Origin of the sequence: Halomonas meridiana (genome assembly GCF_009846525.1) — a bacterium.
In the GTDB taxonomy this organism is placed as follows: Bacteria; Pseudomonadota; Gammaproteobacteria; order Pseudomonadales; family Halomonadaceae; genus Vreelandella.
In genome coordinates, this window is record NZ_CP024621.1 from 1,983,655 (window position 1) to 1,997,588 (window position 13,934).

The 13,934-nt window shown below is 55.6% G+C and carries 13 protein-coding genes; 2 read left to right on the top strand and 11 right to left on the bottom strand.

Going from position 1 to position 13,934, the window contains the following annotated elements; all coding sequences use genetic code 11:
- Window positions 1-7: 7 nt before the first annotated feature.
- Window positions 8-283 (bottom strand): acylphosphatase, encoded by a 276-nt coding sequence (locus CTT34_RS09535; RefSeq protein WP_159342221.1) that lies wholly within the window; start codon window positions 281-283, stop codon window positions 8-10.
- Between the two features lie 17 nt (window positions 284-300).
- The gene (locus tag CTT34_RS09540; RefSeq protein WP_159342222.1) at window positions 301-1,200 is read right to left on the bottom strand and encodes a YihY/virulence factor BrkB family protein; all 900 of its coding nucleotides are present in this window, start codon (window positions 1,198-1,200) and stop codon (window positions 301-303) included.
- A gap of 175 nt (window positions 1,201-1,375) precedes the next feature.
- Here CTT34_RS09540 and CTT34_RS09545 point away from each other — a divergent pair, with 175 nt between their 5' ends.
- Window positions 1,376-2,470: a bifunctional nicotinamide-nucleotide adenylyltransferase/Nudix hydroxylase gene (locus tag CTT34_RS09545; protein ID WP_159342223.1), complete on the top strand. Its 1,095-nt coding sequence runs from the start codon at window positions 1,376-1,378 to the stop codon at window positions 2,468-2,470.
- Window positions 2,471-2,478: 8 nt separating this feature from the next.
- On the opposite strand, the gene CTT34_RS09550 is transcribed toward CTT34_RS09545, so the two are convergent.
- The 7 genes from CTT34_RS09550 to CTT34_RS09580 form a co-directional block, all read right to left on the bottom strand.
- Window positions 2,479-3,396 (bottom strand): LysR substrate-binding domain-containing protein, encoded by a 918-nt coding sequence (locus CTT34_RS09550; protein WP_159342224.1) that lies wholly within the window; start codon window positions 3,394-3,396, stop codon window positions 2,479-2,481.
- A gap of 56 nt (window positions 3,397-3,452) precedes the next feature.
- Window positions 3,453-4,871, bottom strand: a complete 1,419-nt coding sequence (gene cls, locus CTT34_RS09555) for a cardiolipin synthase (RefSeq protein WP_159342225.1) — start codon at window positions 4,869-4,871, stop codon at window positions 3,453-3,455.
- Between the two features lie 106 nt (window positions 4,872-4,977).
- Window positions 4,978-6,483 (bottom strand): fumarate hydratase, encoded by a 1,506-nt coding sequence (locus CTT34_RS09560; protein ID WP_159342226.1) that lies wholly within the window; start codon window positions 6,481-6,483, stop codon window positions 4,978-4,980.
- A 176-nt stretch (window positions 6,484-6,659) separates the two neighbouring features.
- Window positions 6,660-7,490, bottom strand: coding sequence for an endonuclease VIII (nei, locus tag CTT34_RS09565; RefSeq protein ID WP_159342227.1), 831 nt, complete (start codon window positions 7,488-7,490; stop codon window positions 6,660-6,662).
- Window positions 7,491-7,493: 3 nt separating this feature from the next.
- Window positions 7,494-9,518 carry an excinuclease ABC subunit UvrB gene (uvrB, locus tag CTT34_RS09570; RefSeq protein ID WP_159342228.1) on the bottom strand — a complete coding sequence of 675 codons (2,025 nt, stop codon included), beginning with the start codon at window positions 9,516-9,518 and terminating at the stop codon, window positions 7,494-7,496.
- A 24-nt stretch (window positions 9,519-9,542) separates the two neighbouring features.
- The gene (locus CTT34_RS09575) at window positions 9,543-9,950 is read right to left on the bottom strand and encodes an OsmC family protein (RefSeq protein WP_159342229.1); all 408 of its coding nucleotides are present in this window, start codon (window positions 9,948-9,950) and stop codon (window positions 9,543-9,545) included.
- Window positions 9,951-10,148, bottom strand: coding sequence for a hypothetical protein (locus tag CTT34_RS09580; protein ID WP_159342230.1), 198 nt, complete (start codon window positions 10,146-10,148; stop codon window positions 9,951-9,953).
- A gap of 230 nt (window positions 10,149-10,378) precedes the next feature.
- Between CTT34_RS09580 and ygfZ the strand changes: the two genes are divergently transcribed.
- Window positions 10,379-11,335, top strand: coding sequence for a CAF17-like 4Fe-4S cluster assembly/insertion protein YgfZ (gene ygfZ, locus CTT34_RS09585; protein WP_159342231.1), 957 nt, complete (start codon window positions 10,379-10,381; stop codon window positions 11,333-11,335).
- Here ygfZ and CTT34_RS09590 read toward each other — a convergent pair.
- Both CTT34_RS09590 and CTT34_RS09595 read right to left on the bottom strand, forming a co-directional pair.
- Window positions 11,326-12,114, bottom strand: coding sequence for a TatD family hydrolase (locus CTT34_RS09590; protein WP_159342232.1), 789 nt, complete (start codon window positions 12,112-12,114; stop codon window positions 11,326-11,328). The genes ygfZ and CTT34_RS09590 overlap by 10 nt on opposite strands.
- Window positions 12,115-12,133: 19 nt before the next feature.
- Window positions 12,134-13,723: a peptide chain release factor 3 gene (locus CTT34_RS09595; protein ID WP_159342233.1), complete on the bottom strand. Its 1,590-nt coding sequence runs from the start codon at window positions 13,721-13,723 to the stop codon at window positions 12,134-12,136.
- Window positions 13,724-13,934: the final 211 nt, after the last annotated feature.

A 13,934-nucleotide genomic window follows, 5' to 3' on the forward strand; every position in this document is an offset into this window, starting at 1 on the left:
CGTGTGCCTAGTACGTCGAAAAATGGTCAGGGGCGTGATGGTCAGCCAGCGTTTCAAGCGTAACGTGCGTAGCCTGCGCCCCTTCAGGACCTTGCCATAGCCATTGAGCAAGCTCAGATACCATCGCTGACTGTCCGCACATGAGCACTTCGACTCTGCCATCGGGCAAGTTCTTAGCGTATCCGGTAATCCCCCTCAACAGCGCTTGCTCCTGCGTGGCGCGCCGATACCACACACCCTGCACTTTCCCAGTGACGAAAGCGCGTACGCAGCATTGTGACATGGCTGACTCCTCTATCTTCAAAGCAGCTCTCGCTTGACCAGCACAGCGCTATTGCGTGGCACCAACGGGCGACCTCGTCGTAGTAATAACGAGCGCGTGAACGCTGCACCAAACAGCAGGATGAGAGAACTGTAGTAAACCCAGAGCAGAATCATGACCACGGACCCCGCAGCCCCATACGTCGAAGCCGTTGCGGTATAGGCCAGATAGATCGCGATCACGCTCCGCCCAATCGTAAACAGCACCGCCGTGACTACGGCGCCAATCAAGACATCCTGCCAGCGTAGCACGACATCCGGCAGTACTTTGAAGATCGTGGCAAATAGCAGAGCCACCATGGCTAAAGAGATCAGCGACTCGGCCGTTGTCGTCAGCAGACTCGCAAAAGGGAGTAGATCGTTGGCGGCATGCAGCATCCCTCTCAACATGACACCAAGCACTAATGACACGAGCAGAATAAAGCCAATAGAAAGAACCACGGTCAAAGAGAGCAGGCGATTTTTAACGAAAATGAGTGCGCTATTGCTGTTAGGTTTAGCAGTTACTCCCCAAATCGTATTGAGTGAAAACTGCATTTGAGCAAACACGGTCGTGGCCCCGACAAGCAATGCGATAAAGCCAAGCAGCGTAGGTAACACCCCCGACTCTTCGATACGCGACTGTGCGACCGCCTCTTCGATGGCAAGCGCCGCATCCGCTCCCAAGGTACCCTGCAGCTGCGCAACGATCTGCCCCTGGGCGGCCTCTTCTCCCAACACGACACCAATGACGGTGACCGCAATGATGACGGTCGGCGCCAATGAAAACAGCGTGTAGAAGGCCAGCGAACCGGCGTAGCTGAACGCATTGCGTTCGAGCCATAGTGACGTTGCATCTTGAACCACGTTCCACCAAAACGTGAGCGTTTTTTTCATCATGATGTTTCCCTTTCACGCAGTGCACAGCGTCCTTTTGCAACGCTTATATGATGACTCATGAATAAGCATACCCAATCAAAGCGTTGAGCGCAGGCACGATAGCATTGCAGGGATGTATGACGCCCACCATAATGGCGACGCTTCGCCCACTTGCTTCAGCTTTCAAGGACACCCAATGAACTCAGATGCCGCTCGAGCTATGACGTCGTACGACTTCGATTGCCTGGTGTTCATTGGTCGTTTTCAGCCACCCCACCTGGGACATTTGGCCATTATTCGTGAGGCTCTCAAACAAGCGCGACAAGTCATCGTCATGGTCGGCTCCTCCTGGCAAGCACGCTCATTGCGCAACCCCTGGCATTTCGATGAGCGTCAGGCGATGATTCGATCAGGGTTTGACGATGCAGACAATCAGCGGCTTGAAATTACGCCCCTGCTGGATGCGCTGTATAACGACGATGTCTGGGTGAGAGACGTACAGCGAAAAGTACGCGACTTAGCCGCCCCGACCAATGCACGGCTACCGCGTATTGGGCTGATTGGCGCAAGCCGTGGACAATCTAGCTACTATTTATCGCTTTTCCCCCAGTGGGAATCGGTCAGCGTGCCCTTGGTCGAGGGGATTTCAGCCAGCCAAATCCGAGAGCGATTGTTTCGCTCCCCTGGCGCTACCGATGACTACTTGAGCACCGGTGCCTACCACGACCTGCCCCCCGGCGTCGTAAAGAGCGTTGGCGATTTTTGTAAAGGCACTGCCTACCATCGGCTTTTAGAAGAGCAGCAGCTCTTAGATCAGTATCGACAAGCCTGGGCACAAGCCCCCTACCCGCCCATCTTTGTCACGGTGAACGCCGTGGTCGTCCAGTCGGGTCATGTACTACTGGTCAAGCGCACAGCAGCGCCCGGCAAGGGGTTGTTTGCTCTCCCAGGTGGGTTCATCAATCCCCATGAGCGCCTGCTAGACGCTTGCCTAAGAGAGCTGCGGGAACGACTGCGTCTGAAAGTTCCAGAGCCGGTATTGAAAGGCTCCCTGAAGGGCCAGCGCTTGTTCGATGAACCGCACCGAAGCTGGCGAGGCCGTACACTGGCCGAAGCGTTCTATTTTGCCCTGCGGCCCGATCAACAGTTGCCTCGCCTGAAACCCGTCAAGGGCGGCGACCATGCGCGCTGGGTTGCGCTGGCCGACCTAGAACCAGAAAGTTTGTTCGAAGATCACTTCTTCATTATTCAAAACTTTCTCGGACTACCGGCCGATTTCGGCTCTCTTTAGGGCTGCGCTCAGGCTTGCAAAAAGTCTCGCGGCAGTTTCATCATCTGCCTCCACAGCCTCTCTACCCCTGGTTTATGAACCAGCGAACAGCGATAGAGGCGAATTTCCAGTGGAATGTCCCAACTCTCATCGCCTGCCCGCACGAGTCTGCCCGTCTTTAGCTCCTCGCGAATGCAGAAGTCCGGAATCCACGCAACGCCCACGCCCTGCAGCACCATGCCTTTCAAACCTTCGGCCATCGCCGTTTCATAGACGGTTCTCAGCTTCATACGGAGCGGATCGTTTTTTAGCAGCATCCTTACACTGCGGCCTAGGAAGGCGCCTTGGGTGTAGGCGAGATAAGGTATCGAGCTATCACGCTGTAGAGAGAACTGTGGTTGGCCATGCTCGTCGGGTAGCGAGACCGGCAACATTTTGACTTTGCCGATGGAAAACGAAGGAAACACTTCTGCATCCAACTGCATGGTGGCGAAGGGATCGTAGTACGCCAGCATCAGATCGCAGTTACCCTCGCGGAGTACATGAATGGCCTCGCCGACGTTCATGGCGACCAAGCGCGTCGGCAACTCCCCCAGACCTTTTTGCAGTCTAGAGATCCACGGGGGATAGAAACTCAGCGCGAGCGAGTGCGCCGCGACGATATCCAGCGCTTCATTGGCAATCGACAAACCGCGCAAGTGGCTGAGTGACTCGTTCAGTTGCTCGACTAAGTTGCGGGCAGTCACTAAAAAAAGCTGCCCTTCTGAGGTCAACCCAATAGGGGTAGTGGATCGGTCGACCAGGGTGACGCCAACGGCCTGCTCCAAGGCCCGAATACGCCGACTGAAAGCGGGCTGGGTGACATGGCGCTGGCGAGCAGAGGCAGAAAAACTTCGTGTGTTAGCAAGAGCAACGAAGTCTTCAAGCCATTTTGTTTCTAGATTCACCCATGACTCCTATTGTTTGAACGCCTGGGGTTAGGTTATTTGGCTGGGAGAGACGTTTACTGTACGGGTGCCATTAAATAAGCAGCACGGGACACGACCTTTTTCCACATAGGGCGCTGGCTGACTTCATCGAGGGTCACTCGCCGACATTGCGCAAAATCGTTTTCCAGCATGGTGGCTACGTCGCGGGCAAAGTCTGCGCTGGGAATGAAGGCCGTGATTTCAAAGTTCAGTCGAAACGATCGGTTATCCAGGTTCACTGTGCCCACCGTGGCAGACGAGTTATCGATGAGCATGACTTTTTGGTGTAAAAAGCCAGGTTGATAACGGTATATTTTAACGCCTGCTTTGAGCATGTCCGGCAAAAAGGAGAACGCCGAGAGAAACACCAGCAAATGATCAGGCCGCTCAGGAATCATGACGCGTACATCGACACCGCGCATGGCGGCTAACCGCAGAGAGTCCTGCACTCCCTGATCAGGTACGAAATAAGGGCTGGTGACCCAAAAGCGCTGGTTAGCACTATGGATCAATTGCTGGACGAGCAAACCTGCGGTGTCCTGCTTATCGGCAGGTCCGGAGGGAACAATGACCACCTGCTGATTTTGCTGTGGATGGCTTTCAGCATGCCAGTTCAGCGTGATTACGTCCCCCGTAGCCCAGTGCCAATCCTCCCAAAAGGCTTCTTGCAGCCCTAAGACGCAGGGGCCTTGAACGTATAGATGGGTATCTCGCCAAGGACCATGCTTGGCACTTTTGCCAAGGTACTCATTACCGACGTTAAGGCCGCCAACCCACCCCTGCTTACCGTCCACCACCGCAATTTTGCGATGATTCCGGAAATTGAGCTGGAAGCGGTGTTTGAGTCCGCGTGACGAGCGGAACGGGGTTACTTCGACACCACGCTCACTCAGCTCGTTCAAATAGCCGTCATTGAGTTTGCGACTACCAATTTCGTCATAAAGAAAGTAGACGCGCACGCCACGCTCGACGGCCGCGATCAAATATCGATGAAGCTGCCTACCTAGCTCGTCGTCACGTACGATGAAAAACTGAATGAGCAGATAATCCTGCGCTTGCTCGATACCGGCGAACAAACTGTCGAAAGTCGCCTGGCCATTGACCAGCAGCTCGGAGCTATTGCCTTTCGTCAGCGGCATCATGGCTAACTGCTCGACGGCTTGAATATCGGTGTTCTCCGAATAGGCCACGTGAGGTTTCACGTTATGGCGATAGCGGACGAGCACCCGACGCAGCACTGAGTCTCTAGCGCCTCTAGCGGTGACGTAGCCATAAAAACGCGGCCGACCGAAGAGCCAGTACGCAGGCACTGCCGCATAAGGAAAGGTCAGCAGGGAAATGATCCAGGCTACCGCTCCTTGCGACGTTCGACTCGACATCAATGCCATCACGGCCGAGATCAATCCCAGCACGTGAATCAACATAATCCCTGTCCCTAACAACCAAGAGGTCATTCGCTATTCCTCGCCCACCCTTCGGAGTGACTTCTTATGTCTCATACACAGGAGCCCCGCTAGAACGGGGCTCCTGTCGTCATACCACGCCTATTTCACCAGCGTATCACGCTTTTTCGGCAATGATTTCTTTCCACTTGGCCGGGCCGGTTTGGTGAACCGACGTGCCTTGGCTATCGACTGCAACGGTGACGGGCATGTCTTCCACTTCGAATTCGTAGATGGCTTCCATCCCGAGATCCTCGAACCCTACGACTCGCGACTTCTTGATGGCCTGAGCAACCAGGTAAGCCGAGCCACCTACCGCCATGAGATACACGGCTTGATTATCACGAATCGCTTCGATGGCGGCTTGGCCACGCTCAGCTTTACCGACCATACCCAATAGTCCCGTCTCTTCCAACATCGTACGGGTGAACTTGTCCATGCGGGTCGCTGTCGTGGGCCCCGCCGGACCTACCACTTCGTTGCCAACCGGATCGACCGGACCCACGTAATAAATGAATCGCCCTTTCATGTCGACCGGCAACGGCTCCCCTTTGGCGATCATATCCACCATGCGTTTGTGGGCAGCATCGCGTCCGGTCAGCAGTTTGCCGTTTAGCAACAGGGTATCGCCTGGCTGCCAGGTTTTCACCTCTTCCGGCGTGACGGTATCCAAGTGGACACGCTTGACGTTATCACCCGTTTCCCGGGTGATTTCTGGCCAATCTTCCAGCTTCGGCGCTGGCAGGGCCACAGGGCCCGACCCATCCAGCGTAAAATGCGCGTGGCGGGTAGCAGCACAGTTAGGAATGATCGCAACGGGTTTGTTCGCTGCATGCGTCGGATAATCTTTGACTTTGATATCCAGCACGGTGGTCAAGCCGCCCAGCCCCTGTGCGCCAATGCCGCTTTTGTTGACCTTGTCGAACAGCTCGAGACGCAGCTCTTCGGCACGGTTACTGGCACCACGGGCTTGCAGTTCCTGAATATCGATGGGATCGAGCAGTGCTTCTTTGGCAATCTCCATTGCCTTTTCAGCGGTACCGCCAATACCAATCCCCAGCATGCCCGGTGGGCACCAGCCCGCGCCCATTTTGGGGAGCTGTTCCATCACCCAATCGACCACGCTATCGGAGGGGTTGAGCATGGCGAACTTCGATTTTGCTTCGCTACCGCCTCCCTTCGCTGCCACATGGATATCGACTTTATCGCCCGGCACGATTTTATGGTGGATGATGGCGGGTGTGTTGTCTTTGGTGTTCTGACGTTTGCCGTCAGGATCGGCCAGAACCGAGGCCCGCAATACGTTATCCGGCAACTGATACGCACGACGCACGCCTTCGTTGACCATGTCGTCGAGGCTCATTTCGGCGTCCCACGTGACGTTCATACCCACATGCACGAAGACCGTCACGATGCCGGTGTCTTGGCAAATCGGGCGGTGCCCCGTAGCGCACATGCGCGAATTGATCAAAATCTGCGCAATGGCGTCTTTGGCTGCCGGGTTCTCTTCCCGCTCGTAGGCCGCAGCCATGGCGTCAATGAAATCTTTGGGATGGTAGTAAGAGATGTACTGCAGAGCATCGGCAACGCTTTGAATCACGTCGTCCTGGCGAATCACGGTCATGGATTAACAGCTCCTCGGTTAACGTCTAGGCTGCAGCCTTAACGGCCGTCTAAGTGTGCGGGAAGTATACCGTATCGAGGCCCAAGGCGGCAGCCAATCCAGTGGCCTACCCGCTTGGTTCGTTTAACTCTTTGGTTGGAACATCGCGTAAAACAGACAAGATAACGGTATAAACTTTATAACGAAGGAGATTGCTGACACCGAGGGCACCAATAGAGTCGGCGGGACCCTACCGTCATGCGCTCGATCACACTGCCACAGCGATGGCACGATAATCCAGCGCGCTCGAACACGCTGAACCGCCATTGGCGGCGAGGCTCACCAGAGGCAATGGCTTGTTCGATCCACGCGTCCTGATTGGTGACGCCTGCTGTCCGGTAAGCCTTACGGGTAATATCGATGATATGGGAGGACAACACCGATAGCTGCTCACTCGTGAGGTCACTCGGACGCTGCTTGGGATGCAACTGGGAAAAGAACAGAATTTCAGAACGCAAATAGTTACCTAGGCCGGCAACCAGCCCTTGGTCGAGCAGCAGTGCCCCTAGACTCCTGCGCCTAAACGCCGGTAATAAAAGACGTTGCTGTACGTCGGCAGCACTGACCTGCTGGCTCAGCAAGTCAGGTCCTAAACGGGATAAAAACGGATGATGCGCCAGCCTCTCCTCTTCCCACAGCGACACATCAGACGCGCTGTACAGACTGGCGGCACGCCCATCTGCTACCAAACGAACCCGTAAGGAGCGCGACGTGTTAGGAGGCTTGTCGGCGGCGTGCAGCTTCCACACGCCGTAAAGCTGGTTATGGGAATAAAGCACCCGATGATCCGTAAAACGAATCAGCATGGCCTTGCCCCACGTATCCACCGCCGAGACGTTGACACCGATCAGCGAGCTGGCTTGGCTAGCAAGCTCGGGAAAGGCAAACCAGACATCCTCGAGAATTTTTCCACCAATCTGCTTTTCAATGCGATCCGCCGCTCGGCGGATCTCAGGACCTTCAGGCATCGGTTATCCTAGCGCCAGCTGTTTTTCTTTCATTTGATGAAGCTGGTCACGTAACCGTGCGGCTTCTTCAAATTCCAGGTTTTGCGCCGCTTCGAACATGGCATCTTCGAGTTTGCTGATGGCAGCCAGAAGATCCTGCTGGCCCATGGACGCCACATCGTATCCGCCCTCTGGCTCGGCCACTTTTCGCTCACTTCCCTTACGGCGATTGCCTTTCTTACCCGGCGTTTGGGCCGCTTCGAGAATGTCCGCCACGGAGCGTGTGACCGTCGTGGGCGTAATACCATGCTTTTCGTTATGCGCCATCTGTTTGGCACGACGGCGCTCGGTCTCGTCGATTGCTTTGCGCATGGAATCGGTGATTCGATCACCGTATAGAATCGCCTTACCGTTGGCATTACGCGCGGCACGGCCAATGGTTTGGATCAGCGAGCGTTCGGCGCGCAGGAACCCTTCTTTGTCTGCATCCAAAATGGCAACCAGCGACACCTCGGGAATATCCAATCCTTCCCGCAACAGGTTGATTCCCACCAGCACATCGAACTTACCCAGCCGCAGGTCTCGGATGATCTCGACGCGCTCGACCGTATCGATATCGGAGTGCAGGTAGCGCACTCGGATATCATGCTCATCGAGGTAGTCGGTCAGATCTTCTGCCATCCGCTTGGTCAGGGTCGTCACCAGCACCCGTTCACCCACCGCCGTGCGCAACCCAATCTCTGACAATAGATCGTCTACCTGCGAACTGGCCGGTCGTACTTCGATCTGCGGATCCAAGAGCCCCGTTGGCCGCACCACCTGCTCGACGATTTGGCCAGCGTGCTCGGCCTCGTAAGGTCCTGGCGTCGCAGACACGAAAATCGTTTGAGGTGAGATCGCTTCCCACTCCTCGAACTTCATCGGGCGGTTATCCAATGCGGACGGCAAACGAAACCCATACTCTACTAGCGTCTCTTTGCGCGAACGGTCGCCTTTGTACATCCCACCTACTTGGGGCACGCTCACGTGTGACTCGTCGATGAACAGCAGCGCATCATCCGGCAGGTAGTCGAAAAACGTGGGCGGCGGCTCGCCAGGAGCACGGCCAGAGAGATAGCGCGAGTAGTTTTCGATACCGTTGCAGTACCCCAACTCGAGCATCATTTCGATATCGTAAAGCGTCCGCTGCTCGAGCCGCTGAGCCTCTACCAACCGCTCGTGCTTACGCAGCCACTCCAAGCGCTCTTTGAGCTCTGCTTTGATGGCATCGATGGCTTCTAAAATGGTGTCACGGGGGGTCACGTAGTGAGACTTCGGGTAAATCGTCATGCGCGGTACTTGCCCACGTACGTCGCCGGTCAGCGGGTCGAACAAGCGAATGGAGTCGATTTCGTCGTCGAACAGCTCGACGCGCACCGCCTCTTCATCCGAATCCGCAGGAAAAATATCAATGACGTCGCCCCGCACGCGATAAGTCCCGCGACGGAAGTCCATATCATTACGGGTATACTGAAGCTCGGCCAACCGGCGCAGAAACGCGCGCTGGTCGATCATTTCTCCACGTGTGAAGTGAAGACGCATCTTGAGGTATTGGTCAGGGTCACCCAAACCATAGATCGCCGATACAGAGACGACGATCAGCGCATCACGGCGTTCCAAGAGCGCTTTGGTGGCGGAAAGACGCATCTGCTCGATATGGTCATTGATCGAGGCATCTTTCTCGATGAACGTATCCGACGAGGGAACGTAGGCCTCAGGCTGGTAGTAGTCGTAATAGGAAACGAAGTACTCGACCGCGTTATCCGGAAAGAACGATTTGAATTCACCATACAGCTGCGCCGCCAGGGTTTTGTTGGGCGCCATGACGATGGTAGGCCGTTGCAGTTGCTGTACCACGTTGGCCATGGTGAAGGTTTTACCCGAACCAGTGACCCCAAGCAGCGTCTGATGGGCAAGACCTGATTCCAAACCGCTGATCAACCCGCGAATGGCTGCAGGCTGGTCGCCCGCAGGCTGAAATTTTGACTGCAGACGAAATTCCTTGCTCATCGTTGCTCCTATTGGCAGGTGGACCTACACGGTATGGGTGGCTATCTCGATCGTAGCCTGAGTCATCAGGCGTTGGATCGGGCAGCGATGGCTGATCTCTTCCAGCTTAGCGCGCTGCTCTGGATCGCTGATGCCATGAAGCTCTAACGTCACGTCCAGCTTGTAGAGGCCTTGGCGTTCGCCGCTGTCATCGCGCTGCACTTTGACGGTGATTCCTTCCAACGGCCACTGCTTGCGCTTGGCGTACATTTGGACCGTGATCGCCTTGCAGGTTCCCAGCGCAATATCAAAATAGTCATGGGGGTCTGGAGCGCTTTCGTCTCCTCCTACCACCGTGGGTACATCCGCGAAGAGGTCATCCATGCCGTTGACCTCGACGCGCTGACGAAAGGCGCTATTTCGTTCACTGATCACCACGATAGGCGGATGCATTTACGATACCTTGATGCGCAGGTTAAGTTTTTCAATGGCCTTGATCAGGACGTCACGTTTCGCGCGCCCCTCCACTTCCGCGCCGTAGCGACCTACTTCAGCACTATCGACGCCATCCAGCATCATTAGGGCGGTAGTGATTTTGTTGACTTGTTCGGCGGTGGTAACACCCTGAAAACTCAATGATTGAACTGCCATGGACCATCCTTACGAAGAAAAGGGTTTGCCTACATAGCGTCGCGGCAACCGACAACGACCATTACCTATGCAAACCTGATACAAAATGAAGAGTCTAGCATGCTGTCAAGCCCTTGCAATCCAACGAGTCTGCCCGCACTTTTACTGAACGAATGAATGAGCTGTTTTACTGGCCACTCTCATCGACGACTCTTATCTACGATGCTTACCCACAATGCTCAGGAGCGACCATGACCATGGAGAAGACGCCGCCCTCCAGCGCCGTACGTTTGAATCAGTATGCTGCGCTGGATATCAAAGGGGCCGATGCGGAGACATTCTTGCAAGGTCAAACCAGTGCGCAAGTGGGATTGGCGAACGGTACGTTTGCGCCACTCACCTGTTTTTGTACTCCCAAAGGCCGCATGTTGGCCAATGGACAGCTATATCGGCTCGCGACGGATCATTTTCGACTGGTTCTTGATGCCTCGCTGGCCAACGATCTGGTTCAACATCTGAAAAAATTCGCCGCTTTCTACAAAGCAGAATTAACAGTCGCTGAACACGTCGTTTTCGCAGGCGCCAACGAGCCATCCGACGACCTGGCCCATCATCTGAACGTGACGCTGCCCGAGCAGCCATACACCCACGCCACTAGCGCGTCAGGCACGGCCTTACGCCTCCCTGGGTCTCCCCGTTGGCTATTCATGTTCGAAGACGAGCCTCAAGACGTGGTGATAGACAGCGAGGCATTGCTCAACGCCTGGAAGCTGGCAGATATTCGTAGCGGACTAGCTTGGCTCACGGCCGCCCAGCAGGATCAGTTCCTGCCCCAAATGCTGAATTGGGAAGCCCTGGGCGGAATTAGTTTCAAAAAAGGGTGCTACACCGGCCAAGAGGTCGTAGCTCGCGCCCATTTCCGCGGGCAAGTCAAGAAGCGCCTCGTCCATGCCCGCGCCAACACCGCCTCATTGCCTGAGCTGGGTGCCTCACTGGTGGACGAGAGCGGTAAATCGTTAGGCGAAGTCGTCAGCAGCGCATCCAGCGACGATCAGCACATCGAGCTTCTGGCCGTGATGAACACCAAGGTGATGGAAGAAGCACTGAACGTATATTGGCAGGAAACGCCTCTTACCCTGCAGACGCTTCCTTATCCTATCGAGCGCTTGGACCCAGAGCAGTTAGCCGCTCAGCTTGCTCAGGAGTGATCGTTTAGCCCAAATACCCGGGCGGCGTTGTCACGGCTCGATGCCGCCACGGTCGATAAGCACTGCCCTCTCAGTTCGGCCACTACCTTGGCCACTTGCGCCACGCGTGAAGGTTCGTTGCGCTGTCCTTGATAGCCACATAGCGGCATATCGGGGCTGTCGGTTTCCAGCACGAACCCATCATCAGGCAAGGCTGCTACTACACGGCGCAACTTCTGAGCGCGCTCATAGGTCACCGCACCACCTAGTCCCAATATATAGCCCGCATCCAAAAACTTGGCGGCCTGTGCGTAAGAGCCAGCAAAGGCATGAACGAGTCCCGCTCGAGGTAACGCTTGCTGGCGTAACCGCTGGCTGACTTTGTCGTTGGCTTTGACGCAGTGAACCACAACGGGCAAACGACAGCGCTTGGCGATGGAGAGCTGGGCATCGAAATAGTGCCACTGAGCGTCAAGACTGTCCGTGAAACGACCATCGATACCGCATTCACCAATCGCCACCGGGCGGGTCTGAGGTGCGTCATAGAGCCGCTGATTGACCAGCGTTTCGAGAGCCGTCAAGTCATCCAAGTGATGCTGCTCAGTGAAATAGGGGTGAAGCCCTAGACAGATACGGACCTCGTCGCGCTCGCCAAGCGCCAGCACATGCGGCCAACGCTTGCGTACCGTCGCTGGCACGATGAAACGGGAGACGCCCACCGCCTTGGCTGCATCGATGACGGCGTCACGATCCGTTTCGAATGCCACGGCGTCTAGATGGCAGTGGGCGTCTATCAGCATCTAATCCCCCTTGCGGGTATTAATGCTCGCGCGTTGGCTGGAAGCGAATGTCTGGCCAACGCTCTTGGGTCATTTGCAGGTTGACCCGCGTCGGCGCGATGTAGGTCAAGTAGCCACCACCATCGATAGCCAGGTTGGCACTTGCCTTCCGCTTGAACTCTTCGAGCATTTTTGCATCGTCGCAGTACACCCAGCGGGCAGTTTGCACGTTGACGCCTTCATAGAGGCAGTCGACTTTATACTCTTCCTTCAAACGGTGAGCGACTACGTCAAACTGCAGTGTACCTACGGCCCCCAAAATCAGGTCGTTGTTATCCATCGGCATGAAGACCTGCGTGGCACCCTCCTCCGAAAGCTGCTGCAGGCCTTTTTGCAGCGCTTTCATTTTGAGCGGATCTTTCAAGCGCACTCGTTTGAAGAGTTCAGGGGCAAAGTGAGGAATGCCGGTAAAGCGCATATCTTCACCCACGGTAAACGTATCGCCAATCTGAATCGTGCCATGGTTATGCAGGCCGATGATATCACCCGGCCAAGCCTCCTCCACTTGTGAGCGGTCCGAGGCCATGAACGTCAGGGCATCGGCAATCTTGACGTCTTTGCCGATGCGTACGTGGCGCATTTTCATGTTCTTTTCGTACTTGCCCGAACAGACACGTAGAAAAGCGATTCGGTCCCGGTGATTCGGATCCATGTTCGCCTGGATCTTGAAAACGAAACCGGTAAAGCGCTCATCCTTCGCAGTGACTTCACGGGTATCGGTCTCACGAGGCTGCGGGGCGGGCGCATGCTCGACGAAGCCATCCAGCATTTCACGCACGCCGAAGTTACCCATCGCAGTCCCAAAATAGACTGGCGTCAGCTCGCCACGGCGATAGGCCTCTAGGTCGAATTCATGAGACGCGCCGCGCACCAGGTCGACCTCCATACGAAGCTCTTCCGCCTGCTCCTCGCCCAGGATGGCATCCACTTCCGGGTTATCCAGCCCCTCGATGCGCTTGTCATCCGGTATCCGGCTGCCTTGACCTTGGGTATATAGATGGATCACGTCGTTGTAGAGGTGATACACCCCTTTGAAGTGGCGCCCCATCCCGATTGGCCAGGTCATCGGTGCGCACTGGATATTGAGCACCGTCTCGACTTCATCCATGACTTCGATCGGATCGCGGATGTCGCGATCCATCTTGTTGATGAACGTCAGAATGGGCGTGGTACGTAAACGACACACTTCCATTAGCTTGATGGTGCGATCTTCGACGCCTTTTGCGCCATCGATGACCATCAGCGCAGAATCCACGGCCGTCAGGGTGCGATACGTATCCTCGGAGAAGTCCTCGTGACCTGGCGTATCCAGCAGGTTGACGATCCGACCGCCGTAGGGGAACTGCATGACGGAGGTTGTGACCGAGATGCCCCGCTCCTGCTCCATCTTCATCCAGTCAGACGTAGCATGGCGATCATTACGTTTGCTTTTCACCGACCCCGCCAACTGGATGGCATTTCCGAACAACAGCATCTTTTCCGTGATCGTGGTCTTACCGGCGTCAGGGTGCGAAATAATCGCAAAAGTACGGCGCAGCTCGGCTTCGCGCGCTATTTGGGCGTCAGACATGGAGTTCTCTAAGATGGTACAACGTGGTGACTTAAAACGTAGCGCCAAACCCTCGGCGTCGTATGCCTATGGTAACGCAACTCGGCTGCGACGGCATACCACCGCGTGCATGCCGCTGCGTTGTCAGGCCAGTGCTACGCAATCATCCATTGGCTTATTCCGCGCATAAAAAAACGCCGACAGTGTCGGCGTTTGAGGGCGACTCAATACA

Excerpts from the sequence above, each read along its gene's own strand:
- cls (WP_159342225.1), bottom strand. The coding sequence starts at position 4,871 with ATGACCTCTTGGTTGTTAGGGACAGGGATTATGTTGATTCACGTGCTG.
- CTT34_RS09575 (WP_159342229.1), bottom strand. The coding sequence starts at position 9,950 with ATGCATCCGCCTATCGTGGTGATCAGTGAACGAAATAGCGCCTTTCGT.
- uvrB (WP_159342228.1), bottom strand. The coding sequence starts at position 9,518 with ATGAGCAAGGAATTTCGTCTGCAGTCAAAATTTCAGCCTGCGGGCGAC.
- CTT34_RS09560 (WP_159342226.1), bottom strand. The coding sequence starts at position 6,483 with ATGACCGTGATTCGCCAGGACGACGTGATTCAAAGCGTTGCCGATGCT.
- CTT34_RS09580 (WP_159342230.1), bottom strand. The coding sequence starts at position 10,148 with ATGGCAGTTCAATCATTGAGTTTTCAGGGTGTTACCACCGCCGAACAA.
- CTT34_RS09590 (WP_159342232.1), bottom strand. The coding sequence starts at position 12,114 with ATGCTGATAGACGCCCACTGCCATCTAGACGCCGTGGCATTCGAAACG.
- CTT34_RS09535 (WP_159342221.1), bottom strand. The coding sequence starts at position 283 with ATGTCACAATGCTGCGTACGCGCTTTCGTCACTGGGAAAGTGCAGGGT.
- CTT34_RS09595 (WP_159342233.1), bottom strand. The coding sequence starts at position 13,723 with ATGTCTGACGCCCAAATAGCGCGCGAAGCCGAGCTGCGCCGTACTTTT.
- CTT34_RS09540 (WP_159342222.1), bottom strand. The coding sequence starts at position 1,200 with ATGATGAAAAAAACGCTCACGTTTTGGTGGAACGTGGTTCAAGATGCA.
- nei (WP_159342227.1), bottom strand. The coding sequence starts at position 7,490 with ATGCCTGAAGGTCCTGAGATCCGCCGAGCGGCGGATCGCATTGAAAAG.
- CTT34_RS09545 (WP_159342223.1), top strand. The coding sequence starts at position 1,376 with ATGAACTCAGATGCCGCTCGAGCTATGACGTCGTACGACTTCGATTGC.
- ygfZ (WP_159342231.1), top strand. The coding sequence starts at position 10,379 with ATGACCATGGAGAAGACGCCGCCCTCCAGCGCCGTACGTTTGAATCAG.